Source organism: Pantoea sp. Aalb (assembly GCF_009829985.1).
Lineage (GTDB): Bacteria > Pseudomonadota > Gammaproteobacteria > Enterobacterales > Enterobacteriaceae > SZZU01.
This window is the reverse complement of sequence record NZ_SZZU01000002.1, coordinates 214,830-236,168: the sequence shown is the minus strand read 5'-3', so window position 1 is coordinate 236,168 and position 21,339 is coordinate 214,830. Positions and strand designations below refer to the sequence as shown.

Sequence of the window (21,339 nt, the reverse complement as noted above, 5' to 3'; positions counted from 1 at the left end):
CCACTCGCCACCCAAAGAGCAAGCTCTTTTGTGCTGCCGTTCGACTTGCATGTGTTAGGCTTGCCGCCAGCGTTCAATCTGAGCCATGATCAAACTCTTCAATTTTAAAGTTTGTTTATTGTTCTGTGAATTAAAATTTGTAATAAAATTACGTATTTATTCATCAGAAATTAGACATTTTATATCTAAAAATATTGATATTACACCTATAAGTGCCCACACCAATTGTCTAATAAATTGTTAAAGAACTATACAATATATTTTATACTATTAAAATATATTATACTATTAAATAAGTAAGATATTCTATCCTAAACTTTTTATATAATCAGTCAAGTATTTATTTTTAAAAATGCTTTTAAATTAAAAATATTATATATTAATAATATATTAATAATATATAATACAATTAAATATAGTAATTTAATAATATATTATTAAACTCAAATATAAACTAATTAAGTATTAATAAACCATTTTTTACTTCTATTTTAATGATTTTTTCTGGAACTAAATCACCTGAAAGAATTTTTTGTGCTAGTGGATTTTCAATATTCTGTTGAATAGTACGTTTCAATAAACGAGCACCATAAATTGGATCATAACCATATTTACTTAATAACTTTAAAGCTGGATCAGAAATATGTATTTTATACCCCTGTTCTTCTAACCGTTGATATAATCGTTGTAATTGAATTCGTGCTATACAAATAATTTCCTGTTCTTTTAATGGATTGAACATAACAACTTCATCTATACGATTAATAAACTCAGGTCGAAAGGTATGGTTAACTATTTTCATTACCATCTTTTTTATTTCTGTATAATCTAAAGAATTGAAATGTTCCTGAATTAAACCAGAACCAAGATTAGATGTCATTACTACCATCGTATTGCGAAAATCTGCAGTTCGTCCTTGTCCATCAGTCAATCGTCCATCATCTAATAACTGCAATAAAATATTAAAAATATCTGCATGTGCTTTTTCGATTTCATCGAATAAAATTACTGAGTAAGGTCGACGACGAATAGCTTCTGTTAAATACCCTCCTTCTTTAAAACCAATATAACCTGGAGGAGCACCTATTAGACGTGATATAGAATGTTTCTCCATAAATTCAGACATATCAATACGTACTATAGCATCATCACTATCAAATAAAAAATTTGCTAGTGCTTTACATAATTCAGTTTTCCCAACGCCAGTTGGACCTAAGAACAAAAAAGAACCTATTGGACGATTAGGATCGGATAACCCTACACGACTACGACGAATAGAATTTGATACTGCTTTTACGGCTTCATTTTGACCAATAACTCGTATTCCTAATTCTTTTTCCATACGTATTAATTTCTCACGTTCACTTTCCATCATGCGTGCTACGGGAATACCAGTCCAACGAGCTACAACATCAGCTATCTCTAAATCTGTTACACGGTTACGTAACAAATTCGTAGTTTTATTTTCTGATAAAGATGTTATTGCCATTAGTTGTTTTTCTAAAGCTGGAATTTTCCCATATTGCAATTCAGACATCTTTCCTAGATCTCCTATACGACGTGCTTGTTCTAATAAAATTCTAGCCTTTTCAATTTCACTTTTAATTTTTTGTGTGCCAGACAAAGATTCTTTTTCTATTTTCCATTTTTTTTCAAGTTCATTATATTCGTTTTCTTTCTGATTAAGCTCAATTTCTAATGTTAAAAGACGTTCAATACTCATTTTATCAGATTCTTTTTTTAAAGCTTGTTGTTCTAATTTTAATTGAATAATTCTACGTTCAAGACGATCTAGTAACTCTGGTTTAGAATCAATCTGTAATCTAATACTAGATGCTGCTTCATCAATTAAGTCAATTGCTTTGTCTGGTAATTGTCGATCAGCAATATAACGATTAGATAGTTTTGCTGCAGCTACAATTGCTAAATCAGTAATTTGTACATGATGATGTAATTCATACCGTTCTTTTAAACCACGAAGGATAGCAATAGTATCTTGTACAGTTGGCTCTTTAATAAATACTTTTTGGAATCGACGTTCTAATGCAGCATCTTTTTCAATATAATTACGATATTCATCTAAAGTAGTAGCACCTACACAGTGCAACTCACCACGTGCTAATGCTGGTTTTAACATATTACTAGCATCAATAGCACCTTCAACTTTACCAGCACCTACCATAGCATGTAATTCGTCTATAAATAAAATAACGTTTCCTTTCTTTTGTATTAAATTACTGAGAATTTCTTTCATACGTTCTTCAAATTCACCACGATATTTAGCACCGGCTAAAAGTGTTCCTATATCTAGAGATAATACACGACAATTTTTCAGTCCTTCTGGTACCTCATTATTAATAATACGTTGTGCTAAACCTTCAATAATTGCGGTTTTACCGACACCTGGTTCCCCAATTAATACAGGATTATTTTTAGTACGACGCTGTAATACTTGAATAGTTCGACGAATTTCATCATCGCGTCCAATAACTGGATCAAGTTTTCCATGTTTCGCATATTCTGTTAGATCAATAGTATATTTTTTTAAAATTTTTTTTTTATCTTTTTCATATATCTTATTATTCACACTATTATTCACATTTTTATCTCCTAATAACTGTTTTAACTTATCAAATACTTACGCATGGTTATACCAACAAATTTAAAAGTATAAAATAGTAATCCGTGTGAATAAAATTCATAAAAATAACTTATATAATACATGTCTATCATTAATATTTTTAAATGAATTTATCAAAAACCCTTGATAATAAAATTATATGAGATAGTAATAAACTATTTTTTTAAATTTGCGTATTCTAATTGATTAATTTTTTTGTATAGACTTTTTATAATTATAGATATAAACATTAATCAACAGATACTTTTTAAAAATTTATTTTTTTATTCTTCAAATAAATAAGATGATTTATAAGTAAAATACCTTATATTATTATTTAAATACATTAAAGCATCTAAACAATATAATCAATTATCTATAATTTTTTAAAGAAAAACATTCTTAAATTAAAAAATTTAAAGAATCTTAAAAAGAATTATATTATTTAATTTTATCTTTCTTATCTAAATAATTTTAATATATTTTATTTATATAGTTAATTTTTATTAAAAATAAAACATAATTACTTAATCATATTTCAATGGCTTTAAATGCTCATGAGTATCGATTTTAAGAGCAGTAATTAAATGAGACATATCATTAGGCAATGGTGCATGGCATTCTATTTTAAGACCACTAATAGGATGATATAAACGTATCATTTTTGCATGAAGAGCTTGACGATTAAAGTTACGTAATATTGTAATAAGATTATTAGATGCACCTTTCGGTAAAGGTGAGTTATGCCCATAAATTAAATCACCAACTAATGGATGCTTAATATATGCCATATGTACACGAATTTGATGTGTACGTCCAGTTTCGATTCGTAATCTTAAGTAAGTGTGAGCTCTGAAATGTTCTATAATGCGATATTGTGTAATAGCTGGTTTACCCATTGGACATACAGACATAAGTGTACGTCTAGTAGAATGACGTGCTATTGGTTCATTTATCATACCTCCAGCAATTATATTGCCACTTACAACTGCTTCGTATTCTCGAATAATTTCATGTAATTTCATTTTTTGAATTAAATATATTTGTGCTGTAATAGTCTTTGCTATTACCATTAAACCAGTAGTATTTTTATCAAGACGATGTACAATGCCAGCACGTGGGATACTTGCAATTGGTGGATAATAATAAAGTAAAGCGTTTAATATTGTACCATTTAGATTACCAGGACCAGGATGCACAACTAAATTATGAGTTTTATTGATAATTAAAATATCCTGATCTTCATAGATAATATCTAATGGAATATTTTGCGCTTCTAAACATTGAATTTCATTAATCTTAACATCTATTGATATATATTCACCGCCAAATATTTTTTTTTTAGGTTTATCAATAATGATGTTATTAACTTTAATACCACGCTCAATAATCCATTTTTTAATGCAGGTAAGTGAATAATCAGGAAATAATTCTGCTAACGTTCTATCTAAACGTTGACTGCATTGTTTTTTAGATACAGTTAGCATAAGTTGCAATTTTTTTGTCATATTTAGATTCTTAAATGAAGGCCTAATTTTATCATAATACTTCTTAATATAAACATATATTACTACTCTACTAGTTTACAAACTAAATATTTACGGATAAATTAGTTTTATATTTTAAGGATATTATTCATGATACATATAAAACAGTTTATAACTACTAATATAATTATTTTATTACTAACAGGTTGTTCTGGATTATCAAAAACAGTTGAAAATAATTTTCAAGATAAAATCTATGCTATAGCTAAAAAAAAATTGCAAAACAATAATTTTGCTGGAGCAATTAAAGAATTAAAGAAATTAGAAAATGATTATTCTTTTAAATCTTATTCAGAAAAAGTTAAATTAGATTTAGTATACGCTTATTATAAAAACGCTAATCTTCCATTAGCACAAGAAACTATAGCAAGCTTGATAAATCTTAATCCAACTCATCCTAATATGGATTATATTATTTACATGAAAGGTTTAATAGATATGGCTATGGATTATTCAGGAGTGCAAGGTACTTTTCTTCTAAACAGCGAACAGCGTGATCCAACATATGCATATATTGCTTTTCATGATTTTTTACAGTTATTACAAGAATATCCTAATAGCTTATATGCAGCAGATGCTCAGAAACGTATGTTATCTATTAAAGAAAGATTGGCAAAATATGAGCTTGCAATAGTGAAATTTTATACTAAACGTGGTGCTTACATTGCTGTAATTAAACGTGTTGAAGAAATGCTGAAAAATTTTTCAGATAGTTATTATATATATGAAGCACTTCTATTAATGGAAAATGCTTATCGAGAACTACATATACCAGAAGAGGCAGATAAAATTGTTCAAATTATTCTTTTAAATGATTTTTTAAAATTTAAGACATTAAAAAAATGAACCATTCATAACTTTTACTATAATCATAAATTATAAATTTATTATTCAAATATTTATTTAATTTTTAATTAACAGATTTCAGTATATACATATATACATATATACATATATACATATATACATATATACATATATACATATAAAGAATATTTTCTATATTTTATTTATTAGAAATTGATAACTAATATACTATATAAATATTATTATTACTAATAATAGTAGAAAAATAAATTTTAGTTCTAAATATTAGGAGATAGTAGTATTATGTACTTAATTATGGCTAGATTATGCTTATTTTAGTTAATAAGATAGATATATACTTTTGATTTAAAATCACTTAAATTAACATTAAAATAATTTTCTTACAGTAAAGAGCTAATGCATCTCATTATTATCATATATTTTATTATTAAATTTATTCTATATGAGCTTAAATATAAAACACGTTCACTTAGATAAATTAATTGACTTAGTCAAAAAATATAAATTTAATACAAATTATATTATTATTTTATTTTATAATTTCATTAAATATTTTAATATTATCTAATAAACATTACTATAAAAAATTGAATTATTCTAATAATATACCAAGAATATCTTTTCTAGGTCCAAAAGGTTCATACTCACATCTTGCAGCACTTAAGTATACTGAAAAATATTTCGATAAAATAATAGAAATTAATTGTTTTAATTTTTATGATATATTGAATAAAGTTGAGACTAAACAAGCAGATTATGCAGTAATACCTATTGAGAATACGAATTCTGGCTCTATTAATGATGCTTATGATTTGTTACAACAAACAAACCTTTTTATTATAGGTGAGATAATTATTCCTATAAATCACTGTATATTAGTAAATGAAGAAAGCAATTTAAAACATATTGAGATTGTCTATAGCCATCCACAACCATTCCAGCAATGTAGTCATTTTATTAATCAATATCCATATTGGAAAATTAGATATACTGATAGTACAGCATCTGCAATGCAAAAAGTATCAGTAGTAAAATCTTTTAAAATAGCAGCGATTGGCAGTGAAGCAGGAGGTAAATTATATGGTTTACAAGTATTAAAACGTAATTTATCTAATCAACCACAAAATCACACTCGTTTTATTATATTAGCACGTAAACCTATAACAGTTTCTACTACAGTGTTAACAAAAACTACTTTAATAATGTCGACTGGTCAACAAGCTGGTGCATTAGTTGAAGCATTATTAATATTACGTAAGCATAACCTCATTATGCGAAAACTTGAAAATCGTCCTATTCATGGAAATCCTTGGGAAGAAATGTTCTATATTGATATACAAGCTAATATACAATCAAAAAGTATGAAGTTAGCTTTAAAAGAACTACAACAAATGACATGCTCTCTAAAAGTACTTGGTTGTTATCCAATAGATAGATAGAAAGCATGTCATAAATTAAATATAATTTAATATTATATTATTTAAAATCATTCACGATTATCATTAGCTAACCGTAACATACTGCGGCTTTCTAATAAAAAACGTTTGGCATAATCACCAAACCATTTTTCTATGTGTTGAAAACTATTAATGAAGTTTTGTTTATCTCCCTGTTCTAGCAAAGAAATTGCTTCTCCAAAGCGATTATAATAACGTTTAATCAAAGATAAATTATTTTCAGAAGCCATAATAATATCTGCGTATAATTGTGGATCTTGTGCAAATAACCGACCTATCATAATTAATTCAAGGCGGTAAATTGGTGAAGATAATGCTAACAATTGATCAATGTTAACATCTTCTGCTGTTAAATGCAGACCGTATACAAAAGTAGTAAAATGACGTAAAGCTTGAATAAAAGCCATATTTGTATCATGTTCAACAGCGTTGATGCGATGTAATCGTGCACCCCATACCTGAATTTGATTAAGAAACCATTGATAACATTCTAATTTACGACCATTACACCATACTACTAATTGTTTTGCAAAACTACCACTATCAGGAGCAAACATAGGATGTAATCCTAAAACTGGTCCAGTATGCACAGCAAGCATTGCCTGTAAAGGCCGATACTTTACAGATGCTAGATCTACTAAAATACAATCTTTAGGTAACTTAGGAAGATTATAAATAATTTTCTCAGTCAAATGTATTGGTACACTAATTATTACCATACCAGCATTAATCAATAATTTTTCTGATTGATCCCAATCATTTTTATCTAAAATACGGACTTTATAACCTGATAGTGTAAGCATTTTTTTAAATAAACGTCCCATATGACCACGTCCACCAACGATCACTACTGAACGTAAGGTTGGACATAACATTTTAAATCCTTTATTATTTTCAAGTGTGTAAGATTCACGCATCAAACGACGTAATACATCTTCAATTAAATCTGGAGATATACCAATTATTTGAGCTTCTTTCCTACGTAAAGCTAACATACTAGCTTCTCTTTCTCGATCATAAATTGGTAATCCATAATGTCTTTTTACTTCACCAATTTTAGTTACTAAGTCAAGCCTCTGTGCTAATAGTTTAAGAAGTATTTTATCAATTTGATCTATTTGATTACGTAGTAAAGTCAGTTTAACTACCATGACTCATTATACCTTGTGAAACAAACGTACAGATAGTATTCCTTTCAGAGTATCATGAATTTTCTGTAGTAATTCTTCAGTAGTCTTCCAATTAATACAAGCATCAGTTACTGATACACCATATTTCATTGTATTACGAGGTTGTTCAGAAGATTGATTACCTTCATTAATATTGCTTTCTAACATTAACCCAATAACAGAACAATTTCCATTTTTAATTTGCGTAATAACTGATGCTACTACAAGGGATTGACGACGGTAATCTTTATTAGAATTACCATGACTACAATCTATCATTATAGCCGGATTTAATCCTGCTTTAATCATTTCTTGTTCGCATTTTGTAACATCTTCTGAATTACAATTAGGTTTTTTGCCTCCACGAAGAATTATATGGCCATCTGGATTTCCTTGAGTTTGTAATAAACAGACTTGACCGGCTTGATTTATACCAACAAAACGGTGTGGCATCGCAGCAGCTCGCATCGCATTAATAGCAGTATCTAAACTACCATCTGTCCCATTTTTAAACCCAACTGGCATAGATAGACCAGATGCCATTTCACGATGAGTTTGAGATTCTGTAGTACGTGCACCAATTGCAGACCAGCTAAATAAATCACCAAGGTATTGAGGACTATTAGGATCTAATGCTTCTGTTGCTAGTGGTAAACCAATTTCTATTAAATTTACTAATAATTGACGTGCAATATGTAATCCTGCTTCCATATCAAATGAGTTATCCATATATGGATCATTTATTAAACCTTTCCAACCAATAGTGGTACGAGGTTTCTCAAAATAAACTCTCATAACGATATAAATTTGATCTTTCAATTGTTGAGAAAGAATGTATAGATGACGAGCATATTCAAGTGCAGATTCAGTATCGTGAATTGAACAAGGACCACAAACTATAAGTAGTCGATAATCACGACCAGAAATAATATCCGCAATAATCTGACGAGAAGAAGCAATTTGTTTTTGTTGATCAACACTAAGCGGAAACTTAATTTTTAATTCTTGAGGAGTAATTAAAATTTGTTCATCAGAGATGTGCACATTGTTTAGTGCGTCTTTTTGCATAATAGAGCTATCCTTAATATATATTTTTTAGTTTAGAGAAAAAGTAAGAGCTCTATCATACCCTGTACATCGTGTAATTAATTCATATATCTCTTTAAAACAACTAGAGATTATTATGATATAATAATCTATATAATAATTATAATGACTATACTTTAAAAAAGTAACTAGTGATGCTGAATTTACGATTAAAAGAATAAAATTAGAGAATGAATAATAAAATAATAGATCTAATATAAAATGGAAAGCATTAAGAAATAAATTCTAAATGATTATTAAATTTAAATATTATTAAGTAACATGCTACTTATTGATCTAAATTAGAATAATATTGTAAATATATATAATTACACCGATTAATTAGATGTAATAAATTTTATAATGCCCTTATATTTTATTCTTATATGATGTCTGCATCAGATTAAATTTGATATATATTCTATAGTTGATTATCTTAATCTATAATAGAAAAAATTATAAATATATCTCAAATAAAATATTTAAAGAGTTAATTAATAATAATTTATTAGTTAAATATTTTTTTAAAAAAATATTTAATAATTGATTGATTAAATTTCTTTAAAGGAATTAATCGAGACGTTCCTTAATACGAGCAGATTTACCCTTTAGATTACGAAGATAATATAGTTTGGCTTTACGTACATTACCTAAGCGTTTAATATTAATACTATCAATTACTGGGGAATGAATTTGAAATACACGTTCAACCCCTTCACCATTGGAAGTTTTTCGAACAGTAAAAGCAGAGTGTAAATTAGAATTATTACGACGGATAGATATAACTGTTCCTTCAAAAGATTGTAAACGTTTCTTAGAACCTTCAACTACCCATACCTTTACTTCTATAGAGTCACCTGGACGAAAAGAAGGTAAGTTCTTTTTTATTTGCTCCTTTTCAAGTTGCTTTATAATTTTACTCATATTTAATGTTATCCTAGACCTAAAGTAGGTGATTAAATTAATAATTTAATCATTAAATTTCTTTAAATTATTATATTCTTGTTGAAATTCATTTAATAATATTTCTTGCTCTTTAGTAAGAATTAAGGCTTCTAGAAATTCAGGCCTTCTAAGCCAAGTACGACCTAAAGAATTTTTAAGACGCCATCGAGAAATCTTCGCATGATTACCTGATAGTAAACTTTTAGGTACCTGTTGTCCTTTTAATATTTGAGGTCTGGTATAGTAAGCACAATCTAATAATCCTTCTATAAAAGAATCTTCATATACCGATGATTGTTTACCTAATACACCTGGAATAAAACGAGCCATGCTATCAATTAATGTCATTGCTGGTAGCTCGCCACCACTAAGTACATAATCTCCAACTGATAATTCTTCATCAATTTCAGCGCAAATTACGCGTTCATCTATACCTTTATAACGGCCACAAACTAATATTATCTTTTTAAGAGAAACTAATTCCAATACTTTTTTTTGATTAAGTTTTTTACCTTGAGGTGAAAGGTAAATAGTTTTAACATTTTTTCCAGCTACCTTCTTTGCTGCATGAATAGCATCACATAAAGGTTGCACCATCATTACCATACCTGGACCACCTCCATAAGGACGATCGTCTACTTTACGATAGTCATCATATGTAAAGTCACGGGGATTCCATCTTTCAATATTAAGCAATCCATTTTTTATCCCCTTTCCTATTACTCCATATTTAATAATGGCTTGAAACATTTCTGGAAATAAACTAATGATACCAATCCACATTTATTTTATGATGTTAAATTTAATAAAATTAAAAATCAGGTTCCCAATCTAATTTAATAATACCAGTAATTAAATCAATTTTTTTGACAACCTGTCCGTCAATAAAAGGAATTAATCTTTCTTGTATACCAAAAAAATCTTCATCATTAGACTTAATAATAAAAATATCATGGGATCCAATATCTATCAAAGAGATAACTGTTCCCATATTATAACCTTTTAAATTAAGTACTTTACAACCAATAAGATCTTTCCAATAATAACAACCATTTTCTAAAATAGGTAATTGATTAGAATCAATTATAATTTCACAATTTGTAAAATGTGTTACAGCATTACGATCATTAATACCTTTGATCTTAATCAAAAAATTATTATGGTGATGCACCCAATTTTCTATTTCAATTTTAGACCATTTATTATTTTTATAAATAAACCATGGTTGGTATTTGAAAATGTTTTGTAAATTTTCTGTAGAAGAGAAAACTTTAACTTTCCCTTGAATACCATAAGCAGATCCTATCTTGCCTAAAATAATAGGATTAATAGGAAATTGTGTAGAACATTGACTATTTAAATTAATTACCATAATAAATACGTTATTTTTTCATTTTTTTAATTAAACTATTAACTCTAGCAGAAAATGCTACTCCTTGATTGGTCCAATAATCAATCCTATCTAAATTTAAACGTAACCTTTCTTCTTGACCACAAGCAAGTGGATTAAAGAATCCAACTCGCTCAATAAAACGTCCATTACGTGAATTACGACTATCAGTAACTACTACTTGATAAAAAGGACGTTTTTTGGCACCGTGACGAGCTAAACGAATTATAATCATAACATTCTCTATATTACTTTTGTAAATAAAATTTCCACATATAAGATTTTAATCTTAATTGAAATCTTTAATTTTTAGTTAATTTACTAATACCTTTTATATTAGAAAATATTTTATTTATATCACCACTATTTATCATTTTTTTCAATATTCGTTGCATAACATCAAACTGTTTAAGTAATCGATTTACATCTTGAACTTGCATTCCAGAACCCATAGCAATACGACGTTTACGTGAACCTTTAATAATTTCTGGTTTTTTTCTTTCTTTATGTGTCATAGAATTAATAATAGCTTCCATTCCTACTAATACTTTATCATCCATTTTCAATTTAATATTATTAGATAACCTATCAATACTTGGAAGCTTAGTTATCAAATTTGTTATTCCACCCATGTTATTCATTTGTTTTAATTGTTCTAAAAAATCATTGAGATCGAAATTACTACCATTTTTTATTTTTTTTGCTAAATTTTCTACTTGCCTTCGATTAACTTTATTCTCAATATTTTCAATAAGGGATAACATATCTCCCATACCTAAAATACGTGATGCAATTCGCTTTGGATGAAATGCTTCTAAAGCATCGTTTTTTTCACCTACTCCTATAAATTTAATAGGCTTACCAGTAACATGTCTAATTGATAAAGCAGCACCGCCACGTACATCACCATCCACTTTAGTTAAAATAATACCTGTAAAATTCAATTGCTCACTAAAAACTTTTGCGCTGTTTACTGCATCCTGACCAGTCATTGCATCAACTACAAATAATGTTTCTATTGGATTCAGCTCTGTTTGTATCTTTTGTATTTCTAGGATCATTTTTGAATCAATATGTAAACAACCAGCGGTATCTACTAAAAGTACATCATAGAAATTTAATTCAGCTTCATTTAAAGCATTTTTGATAATTTTTATTGGTGATTCATTTATATTAGATTGATAAAAATTAATATTTGCTTGTTGAGCTATAATTTCTAGTTGTTTAATAGCTGCCGCCCGATATACATCGGCTGAAACCACTAAAACTTTTTTTGTATGTTTTTCATGGAGCCATTTACCTAATTTACCAACACTAGTTGTTTTACCTGCACCTTGTAATCCTACCATTAGTATCACAGCTGGAGGTTGTACGTTGAGTCTCAATTCATTATTTTCTTCTCCCATAGCTGTAATCAATGCATTACGAACGATTTTTATAAATTCTTGGCCAGGAGTTAAACTTTTATTTACATCTTGACCAATAGCATTAATTTTAACTTGGCTAATAAATTCATGGACTACTGGAAGGGCAACATCAGCTTCTAATAAAGCTATTCGGACTTCACGTAATGTATCTTTAATATTATATTCAGTCAATCTTCCACGGCCAATAATATTACGAGTGGCTTGTGACAGACGGTCAGTTAAATTATTAAACATCAGAACATTTTCTCTACAGTTTCTATACAGTTTCTATGTTTTAATATAATAACATTATAATAATTATTTATTTTTTAAAATATTGACCGATAATTTTAATTGTTTATTTATAGTTTATTTTAATATCACTAATTAAAATACTACGTGCAATATTATGTGCTTCTTTTAATGAATGCAATTTATAATTGCTACATTAGCATTTATTTACTGATGGAATTTGACAATAATCTTTTATTGTTAGAATATTTTTCATTGCATGTTGTCAAGTATTTACTACACGCTATTCAGTAAGTTTTCCAATTAGAGACATCTAAAATTCAGTACAACAACCCATTGGTGAAATATCAATAATTTCTAGTGTTACTGTTTAGTTCATTAGGCATAAATCCATCAACCATATACCCTAAAGTATGAATTCCACTATGATTTAAAATCATATAATTTAGTCGAAAAACGTAAGTTAAATACAGTAATAATTCACCATGAGGAGTATGGTATGCATTTAACTAAACTTACAACTGATGCGTGATTATAAAGTGTTCGATAGTAAAACTTTCTAAAATATTTATTTTTAATTTAATTAAAATAATGCGATTTTAAATAAATAATAACATATTTAAATACTAAAGTTTTATTTTTTATTTTCTATTTTTATATCAATCATTTAATTGAATTAAATCGATCTTTTATTTCAAGTATTTTTTGTGCTATTATTGATTCATGAGCTTGACGTGTAAAATCATCATTAGTAAATATCTCTAGTGGTTCTTTAAAAAGTAAAGAATAATACTTATTAGATAATGACATACCGGTTTCTATCAAACCATTTTTTTTTATTAATTGAAGAATACGGGCTGAATAAGTTAATTCAGGATCTTTAAATGATTTGAAAAGTTGTTTACATAAATGTTGGTAGTGAGTTATAGCATGGCTTCTATCAAGAATTTTTGCGATTCTATATAAATCAGCAAATAGTGCTTCTACTATTTCTAATAATTTATATTCATTTTCTTGACAACCAAAAATAATAATCTGATCAGGTTTGCGTCCTTCTAGTACAATTCTATTCCAGGTTTTACGTATACAAGTAAGTTCATTGGTGCTCATTTCTGGAGAATCTGCTAAAATACACCATATTAAAAAAAGATCGAGGAAATTTATCTCATCTATATTAATTCCAATAACTGAAAATGGGTTAATATCTAATGAACGAACTTCGATATATTCAATACCATTATATAATAATGAATCTGACAGAGATTCTCCTACTCTACTAACACGTTTTGGTCTGATAGGTGTATATAATTCGTTTTCAATTTGCAATACATTAGTATTTAGTTGTAACCGATTACCATGTATATCTTTTATACCCATAGCTTGATATTTTTTTGATGGTGTTTTAGTTGCAATTTTAAGAGCAGATACATATTCTTCAAGAGAATTAAAGGTAATAGGTAAATTACTCTGTAATGTATTTGTATAACCAAAGTTACTAAGGCGAAGTGAGGTAGCATAAGGCAACCACATTGTACCATGTCCATTAGTTTTAAATTGTAAATGACTTTTACGTTCTTGTAAAAAAGATGAGCAAATAGCAGGAGATGATCCAAATAAGTAAGGAATTATCCACCCAAAACGATAATAATTACGTATTAGATGTAAATATCCAGAAGAAATAACTTTTTTACCGCTTTCTACATCACTAATATCTGCCCATTTTTGCCAGAATAAAAGTGGTAAAGAGAAATTATAATGAACACCAGAAATTAATTGCATTGGAACACCATAACGATTTTTTAATCCTTCCCTATATAACATTTTCATTTTACCAATATTTGAACTACCATATTGAGCTAATTGAATATTATTAATATCATCAATAATGCAAGGCATACTAAATGGCCACAGACGTTCATGGTCAATAGTACGTGTTACATAACGATGGATATCTCTAAGTAAAACAAATATACGATTAATATTTTGATCTACTGGAGTAATAAATTCTAATAAAGCTTCAGCAAAATCAGTAGTAATACAAGTATGTTTTAATGCTGAACCAAATGATTTAGGATGATTTGTAGTAGCTAAATGTCCATCTAAATTAACGCGTAATGTTTCACGTTCAATGCCACGATTGATGTTTTTTAATGTATTCGCATGTGTTTCAAGCCAAGAAAGACCTTTTGACATATCCGGAATTATATTATTCTTTCGATTTACAAATAATTTATTTTGATACAGCATAATAAATAAATATTACCTTAAATATATATGAATCAATATTAGCTTTTAGAATGTATTTATTCATAAATAAACTAATATTTTTACTAAAATTACATAGTAATATATAAAATTTAATAATATATAATTACTTATCAATAAGTATAAATAATATTTAGTTTATAAATAACATATTAATGTTATTGTGAATATTTCCTAATTTTTTATTTTATTTATATTGAATATTATTCAAAAGATTAGTTAATTAATAAATATATAAAATTGATAATTTATAAAATATATTATAGAATAAATATAAATATTACTTAATTTGTTTCAGATTAATACATAAAAATGATTTTTAATCATATTTGATATCTAAATAAATTATTTAATTTAGATATCAATATTTTAGAAAGTTTTAATTATATTATTTTTGAATATATTTCAGTAAATATAATGAAAATAATAAAAAGTGGGATTAAGCATTACATTCCATAAAAAATAAAAAAATATATAATATTTAAGAAAATACTTTTGTTATTTGAAATAAAAAATAATTTATATTTATAATGTTATGAATGCATCCAGGAGGATTCGAACCTCCGACCGCTCGGTTCGTAGCCGAGTACTCTATCCAACTGAGCTATGGATGCATATTAATAATAAATGACGGTGAAGCGGGGATTCGAACCCCGGATGCAGTTTTAACTACATACTCCCTTAGCAGGGGAGCGCCTTTAGCCTCTCGGCCACTTCACCTATTTAATAATATTAAATTAATTTATTATTTATGGATTTTGATATATATTGTACTTTTAAAAACTCGTAAGTCAATTAATTTCTAAACGTATATTAATTTTTATAAAGTAAAAAATTAATATATTTATATTATGTTCTATAAATTAAAAGAATATAAATTATAATGCCTCACCTAAAGCGAGGCTTAACTAAATCTATTAATAATTGGACACTTGAGTTTTTTCTGCTTGAATACGCTGATAAATTTCTTCTCTATGCACTGAAACTTCTTTAGGAGCATTGACTCCAACGCGAACTTGATTACCTTTAACTCCTAGCACTGTTACAGTTACCTCATCGCCAATCATAAGAGTTTCACCAACTCGACGAGTTAAAATAAGCATTCTATACTCCTTGAAACGATTAAAAAGCTGGGTTTTTAATCACATATTCCCAACTACATCCATTCTATAATTCTAAACAATGCCTATAAAAATAAATATTCTTTTACGTTAATATGTTTTACGCTAATTAATTCAAATACCTTATATAATAATACCATACTTTATTATTATATTAATTTATCTCGTATGAAATTTGTAATAGTTTTTTCATAAGTAAATTGAATTTTTCTTTTATAACCTGGTATTTACCCACTCCTTTACGCTAGCTAATGCACTTGCTAACGCTTGTGTATTTGTACCGCTAGCTTGAGCCATATCTGAGCGTCCACCACCTTTACCATCTACCTGTACAGCTAGTGAAGTAATAAGTTCACAAGCATTTATACGATCAATTAAATCTTGAGTGACACTTGCAATCAATAAAACTTTATTTTTAGTAATAGTTGCTAATACTATAATTACAGAACCAAATTTATTTTTTAAATCATCTATTAATAAACGTAGTGTTTTTAGATCTACATTGATAAATTCGCTGACTAATAATTTAGTATTTTGTACTGTAATGGTTTTTTTAATAAGTAATTTAATTTCTTGCTTAATTCTTTGTTCACGTAATAATTGTAATTCTTTTTCTAATAAACGTATATAATTAACTAGTTCATATGTTTTTTTATTTATATTATTTCTATTGGCTTTTATTAAATGTGCAATTTCTTGTAATTGTTGACTTTGAGCATGAATTTCTTCTAATGCGTATTCACCGGTAACGGCTTCAATACGACGAACATCTACTGATGTACTAGTTTCTGATCGAATGCGAAAAATCCCAATATCTCCTGTACGCCTTACATGAGTACCACCACATAATTCAATTGAAAAATCGCCTATTTTTAATACACGTACATGTTGATCATATTTTTCACTAAACAGTGCCATAGCCCCTTTCTTTTTTGCGGTACTAAGATCCATTATCTCTGAGGTGACTGTAAGGTTACGACGAATTTGTAAATTAACAATATCTTCAACTTTACGAATTTCTTGAGGGTTCATTGCATGAAAATGCAAGAAATCAAAACGTAAATATTTATCATTAATTGACGATCCTTTTTGAACTACATGACTACCTAAAACTTGCCGAAGTGCTGAATGTAATAAGTGTGTAGCTGAATGATTAAGAGAAATTCTTTTACGACGAATCTTATTTACATGCACATAAAGATGATCACCAAGGCATAATTGACCTATTTTTACAATACCAATATGTCCAATAGCTTTACCATATTTTTTAGTGTCAATTACGTTAAATTCAATGTTTTTATTAGTAAAAATACCAGTATCACCTAATTGTCCACCAGATGCTCCATAAAATGGTGTTTCGACTAAGAATACGGTTGCTTCTTGACCTACAGTAATTTTTTCAACTTGTTGACCATTAATCAATAATAATTGGACAGTAGTATGTAAAGATAAACAATTATAACCTTTAAAGACTGATGATATATTAATGACAAGTGGATTATTAAAACAGCTTGCTTCACGTGCACGTTTACGCTGTCGATTCATCACTTCTCTAAAACCAGTTTCGTCAATTTTAAAGTTTCGTTCACGGCATACATCTGCAGTTAAATCTACGGGAAACCCAAAAGTGTCATAAAGACGAAATATAGTTTCACCACTAAGTGTATTACCTTTTAAATTTGCCAATTCTTCATCCAACAAAGCAAGGCCTCGTTCTAAAGTTTTATCAAATTGCTCTTCTTCTTTTTTTAAAATATTTTCAATATATACTTGCTGAGGTTTTAAATATTCTCCTACACTATCCATAACATAAATTAATGGAGCTACTAATTTATAAAAAAAGACTTCTTTTGTACCTAATAATCGTCCATGACGTACTGCACGGCGAATAACTCTACGTAGTACATAACCACGATTCTCATTTGAAGGAATAACACCATCAGCAATTAAAAATGAACAACAACGAATATGATCAGCAATAACACTTAGAGATTTATTAGTACTATTATCTACATCAATTACTTTAATAATCGATTTAATGAGATTAACAAATAAATCGATTTCATAAGTTGAGTTTACATGTTGTAATACAGCAGTAATCCGCTCAAGACCCATACCAGTATCAACCGATTTTATTGGTAATGGTTTTATAGTACCATTAGCTTGAAGATTAAACTGCATGAATACAATATTCCAGATTTCAATGTAACGGTCACTATCTTTCTGAAAAATATTTGGTGAACTGTCATCAATATCAAATTCACGATCATAAAAAATTTCTGTACAAGGACCACAAGGACCAGTATCACCCATTCTCCAGAAATTATCTGATGAATAAATATTACCGTTGTTATTACCTATGCGTATAATACGCTCATATGGTATACCAATATAGTCTGCCCATATTTTAAAACTTTCATCATCTGTTTCATATACAGTACACCACAACCGTTCTTTAGGTAAATTAAACCATCGTTCACTTGTTAATAATTCCCAAGCATAGGAAATTGCTTCTTTTTTAAAATAATCTCCAAAACTAAAATTACCAAGCATCTCAAAAAAAGTATGATGTCTTGTAGTATAACCTACCTTTTCAAGGTCATTATGTTTACCACCAGTACGGATACACCGTTGAGCAGTAGTAGCACGTTTATAATTACGTCTTTCTTGGCCAAGAAAAACTTCTTTAAACTGTACCATGCCAGCATTTGTGAATAATAACGATTGATCATTATTTGGTATTAAGGAACTGCTGGCTACAACTAAATGTCCTTTAGTATAAAAAAAATTGAGAAATTTTTGACGAATTTCACTAGTGGTCTGGATCATAAAGTATTTTATATATAAAAGTATAATTATACGATTGGTTTACTAATAAACCTTGTGACTAGCTTATCATAAACACATTCGTAATAGAGTAAATACAATAAAATACTTTTTTTAAAGTAGGAAGTAAAATATTATTATCTAAAAACATCAATATTTCTTGATATTAAAAATTAATAATAAATTTTAAACCTTTAAAAGTGTAAGATTAATATCTTGATAATCAATTTTTAAATAAAATAAAAAAACTAATTCATTAAATATTTAGTAAAAACTTTAAAATGATATCGATATATTTATATATATTATGGTATAGTACGTTATATACTTTTTCTCAATCAAAAAAATCATTAAAAATACTATTAATAATAATGCTGATAATTAAATATTTTTTGAATTTTATTCAGTTTTCCAAAAAAAATATAAACATTTATGATTTTTAATATGAATGAAAGTAACATCAAAGGGAAAATAATAATAAAATATTTTAAAAAATCAAATATCTTCTTTTTTTATTTCTTTTATTTCTTTTATATCATTAATCTGATAATTATGAATTTCAGATATACTCATTTCTGATGTAGGATCAATCATTAATAACAGGTTACGTAGTTTTTTATCAAGTTCGTTTGCAATAATAGAATTTTTTTTAAAAAAATTAATAGCATTTATCTTACCTTGACCAATTTTTTCACCGTTATAACTATACCAAGATCCAGATTTATCAACTAAATTGTGTTTGACACCAAGATCTAATAACTCTCCAAAAATATTAATACCTTCGCCATATATAATTTGGAATTCAGCTTGTTTAAATGGAGCAGCTACTTTGTTTTTTACTACTTTTACTCTAGTATCACTACCTATTACTTCATCACCTTCTTTTATAGGACCAATACGGCGAATATCAAGGCGGACAGAAGCATAAAATTTTAATGCATTACCACCAGTAGTAGTTTCTGGATTACCGAACATCACCCCAATTTTCATACGAATTTGATTAATAAAAATTAATAAAGTATTAGATTGTTTCAAGTTACCTGCTAGCTTACGCATTGCTTGGCTCATCATGCGTGCTGCTAAGCCCATATGTGAATCTCCAATTTCACCTTCTATTTCTGCTTTTGGTGTAAGTGCTGCAACTGAGTCAACAATTATAACATCAACAGCACCAGAACGTGCTAATGCATCACAAATTTCTAAAGCTTGTTCACCAGTATCAGGTTGTGAACATAATAAATTATCAATATCTACACCTAATTTTTTAGCATAGACTGGATCAAGTGCATGTTCAGCATCAATAAAAGCACATGTTTTATATGCACGTTGTGCCGCAGCAATAACTTGTAGAGTAAGAGTGGTTTTACCTGATGATTCAGGACCATAAATTTCTACTATTCGACCCATAGGTAAACCACCAGCACCAAGTGCAATATCTAATGACAATGAACCAGTTGATATAGTTTCAACATCCATTGAGCGATCTTCACCCAAACGCATAATAGATCCTTTACCAAATTGTTTTTCAATTTGGCTTAATGCTGCGGCTAGAGCTTTTTTTTTATTCTCGTCAATTGCCATTTTTTATAATTATCATCCTATGTAATTCCGTATAATCTAAAAATATTTATTATATTCATAATACTTTATCGTTATACGGTATCAAGTTTAATTTATTAAAAATTTGTTATATAAAATTTGTAAAGATAAAATTACCGAAGAACGACGTATTCTATTACGATTACCCAAAAAAACATTATGGTATGTTAATATATGATTATTTGGACCAGCAATAGCAAACCATACAGTACCAACAGGTTTTTCTAAAGTACCTCCAGTTGGACCAGCTATTCCACTTACGGCTATTCCATACTCTGCTGCTGTTGCCTTACAAGCACCAATTACCATTTCTTTGACTACTTGTTCACTAACTGATCCATAATGCCTTAGAGAGGTCTCTTGCACACCTAGAAACTTTTGTTTAGATATGTTGTTATAAGTGATAAAACCACATTCAAACCAAGTAGAACTATGATTTATATCAGTCAAAATTTTAGCAATCCACCCTCCAGTACATGATTCTGCAGTTGTAATTTTTGCATAGCGATATTTTAATTTTTCTCCGATACGTTGGCTTAAGAGTTTTAATTCTTTATCTTTTAAGTTTTTTTTTGATATATAATTTAGCATAATATATATAATAATTTATTAAATCTCATTTAATTAACATGATTTTATTCTATAATAAATAGATTTTTAATATAATATTTTGCATAATATATTAAAATAAAATAAAAATATTTTTTAGGAAAAATATCTAAAAATGATTATTTTATTATTGTAAAATAATTCGCAAGCTTAATATTGATATTCACCAAACACCTTAAAAGTAGAATAATTTCTCATCCATTAATATATCAATTAATC

13 protein-coding genes, 2 tRNA genes, 1 rRNA gene and 3 pseudogenes are annotated in these 21,339 nt (G+C 27.8%); 2 read left to right on the top strand and 17 right to left on the bottom strand.

What is annotated here, in order from left to right; genetic code table 11:
• From FD728_RS03435 to rluD, 3 genes and pseudogenes are all read right to left on the bottom strand, one after another.
• Positions 1–105, bottom strand: a 16S ribosomal RNA gene (locus FD728_RS03435); the annotation flags it as partial.
• A 349-nt stretch (positions 106–454) separates the two neighbouring features.
• Positions 455–2,554 (bottom strand): annotated as a pseudogene (locus FD728_RS03430) (AAA family ATPase); the annotation flags it as partial.
• 593 nt (positions 2,555–3,147) lie between these two features.
• Positions 3,148–4,128 carry a 23S rRNA pseudouridine(1911/1915/1917) synthase RluD gene (gene rluD / locus FD728_RS03425; protein WP_159934828.1) on the bottom strand — a complete coding sequence of 327 codons (981 nt, stop codon included), beginning with the start codon at positions 4,126–4,128 and terminating at the stop codon, positions 3,148–3,150.
• Positions 4,129–4,257: 129 nt separating this feature from the next.
• On the opposite strand from rluD, the gene bamD reads away from it, so the two are divergent.
• Together bamD and pheA are read left to right on the top strand one after the other, a co-directional pair.
• The gene (bamD, locus tag FD728_RS03420; RefSeq protein WP_159934826.1) at positions 4,258–5,013 is read left to right on the top strand and encodes an outer membrane protein assembly factor BamD; all 756 of its coding nucleotides are present in this window, start codon (positions 4,258–4,260) and stop codon (positions 5,011–5,013) included.
• A 451-nt stretch (positions 5,014–5,464) separates the two neighbouring features.
• A pseudogene (gene pheA, locus FD728_RS03415) lies at positions 5,465–6,434 on the top strand (prephenate dehydratase); the annotation flags it as partial.
• A 47-nt stretch (positions 6,435–6,481) separates the two neighbouring features.
• On the opposite strand, the gene tyrA reads toward pheA, so the two are convergent.
• The 14 genes and pseudogenes from tyrA to pncC all read right to left on the bottom strand — a co-directional run bounded on the left by tyrA (position 6,482) and on the right by pncC (position 21,102).
• A complete protein-coding gene (gene tyrA / locus FD728_RS03410) occupies positions 6,482–7,603 on the bottom strand; it encodes a bifunctional chorismate mutase/prephenate dehydrogenase (protein WP_159934824.1) in 1,122 nt (373 codons plus the stop codon).
• Between the two features lie 6 nt (positions 7,604–7,609).
• Positions 7,610–8,689, bottom strand: a complete 1,080-nt coding sequence (locus FD728_RS03405; protein ID WP_159934822.1) for a 3-deoxy-7-phosphoheptulonate synthase — start codon at positions 8,687–8,689, stop codon at positions 7,610–7,612.
• Positions 8,690–9,277: 588 nt separating this feature from the next.
• Positions 9,278–9,631, bottom strand: a complete 354-nt coding sequence (gene rplS / locus FD728_RS03400) for a 50S ribosomal protein L19 (protein ID WP_159934820.1) — start codon at positions 9,629–9,631, stop codon at positions 9,278–9,280.
• Positions 9,632–9,676: 45 nt separating this feature from the next.
• A complete protein-coding gene (trmD, locus tag FD728_RS03395) occupies positions 9,677–10,435 on the bottom strand; it encodes a tRNA (guanosine(37)-N1)-methyltransferase TrmD (protein ID WP_159934818.1) in 759 nt (252 codons plus the stop codon).
• 28 nt (positions 10,436–10,463) lie between these two features.
• Complete coding sequence (rimM, locus tag FD728_RS03390; RefSeq protein WP_159934816.1) at positions 10,464–11,024, bottom strand: ribosome maturation factor RimM; 561 nt, start codon at positions 11,022–11,024, stop codon at positions 10,464–10,466.
• Between the two features lie 10 nt (positions 11,025–11,034).
• Positions 11,035–11,277 (bottom strand): 30S ribosomal protein S16, encoded by a 243-nt coding sequence (gene rpsP, locus FD728_RS03385; RefSeq protein WP_159934814.1) that lies wholly within the window; start codon positions 11,275–11,277, stop codon positions 11,035–11,037.
• 67 nt (positions 11,278–11,344) lie between these two features.
• Positions 11,345–12,703, bottom strand: a complete 1,359-nt coding sequence (ffh, locus tag FD728_RS03380; protein WP_159934812.1) for a signal recognition particle protein — start codon at positions 12,701–12,703, stop codon at positions 11,345–11,347.
• A 660-nt stretch (positions 12,704–13,363) separates the two neighbouring features.
• The gene (gshA, locus tag FD728_RS03375; RefSeq protein WP_159934810.1) at positions 13,364–14,947 is read right to left on the bottom strand and encodes a glutamate--cysteine ligase; all 1,584 of its coding nucleotides are present in this window, start codon (positions 14,945–14,947) and stop codon (positions 13,364–13,366) included.
• Between the two features lie 558 nt (positions 14,948–15,505).
• A tRNA-Arg gene (locus FD728_RS03370) sits at positions 15,506–15,579 on the bottom strand.
• Positions 15,580–15,596: 17 nt separating this feature from the next.
• Positions 15,597–15,685 (bottom strand) — tRNA-Ser (locus tag FD728_RS03365).
• Positions 15,686–15,882: 197 nt separating this feature from the next.
• Positions 15,883–16,068: a carbon storage regulator CsrA gene (gene csrA, locus FD728_RS03360; RefSeq protein ID WP_159934808.1), complete on the bottom strand. Its 186-nt coding sequence runs from the start codon at positions 16,066–16,068 to the stop codon at positions 15,883–15,885.
• A 231-nt stretch (positions 16,069–16,299) separates the two neighbouring features.
• On the bottom strand, positions 16,300–18,915 hold the full coding sequence (alaS, locus tag FD728_RS03355; RefSeq protein WP_159934806.1) for an alanine--tRNA ligase: 2,616 nt from the start codon (positions 18,913–18,915) through the stop codon (positions 16,300–16,302).
• 591 nt (positions 18,916–19,506) lie between these two features.
• Positions 19,507–20,493, bottom strand: a pseudogene (gene recA / locus FD728_RS03350) (recombinase RecA); the annotation flags it as partial.
• A gap of 87 nt (positions 20,494–20,580) precedes the next feature.
• Complete coding sequence (gene pncC, locus FD728_RS03345; RefSeq protein ID WP_159934804.1) at positions 20,581–21,102, bottom strand: nicotinamide-nucleotide amidase; 522 nt, start codon at positions 21,100–21,102, stop codon at positions 20,581–20,583.
• Positions 21,103–21,339: the final 237 nt, after the last annotated feature.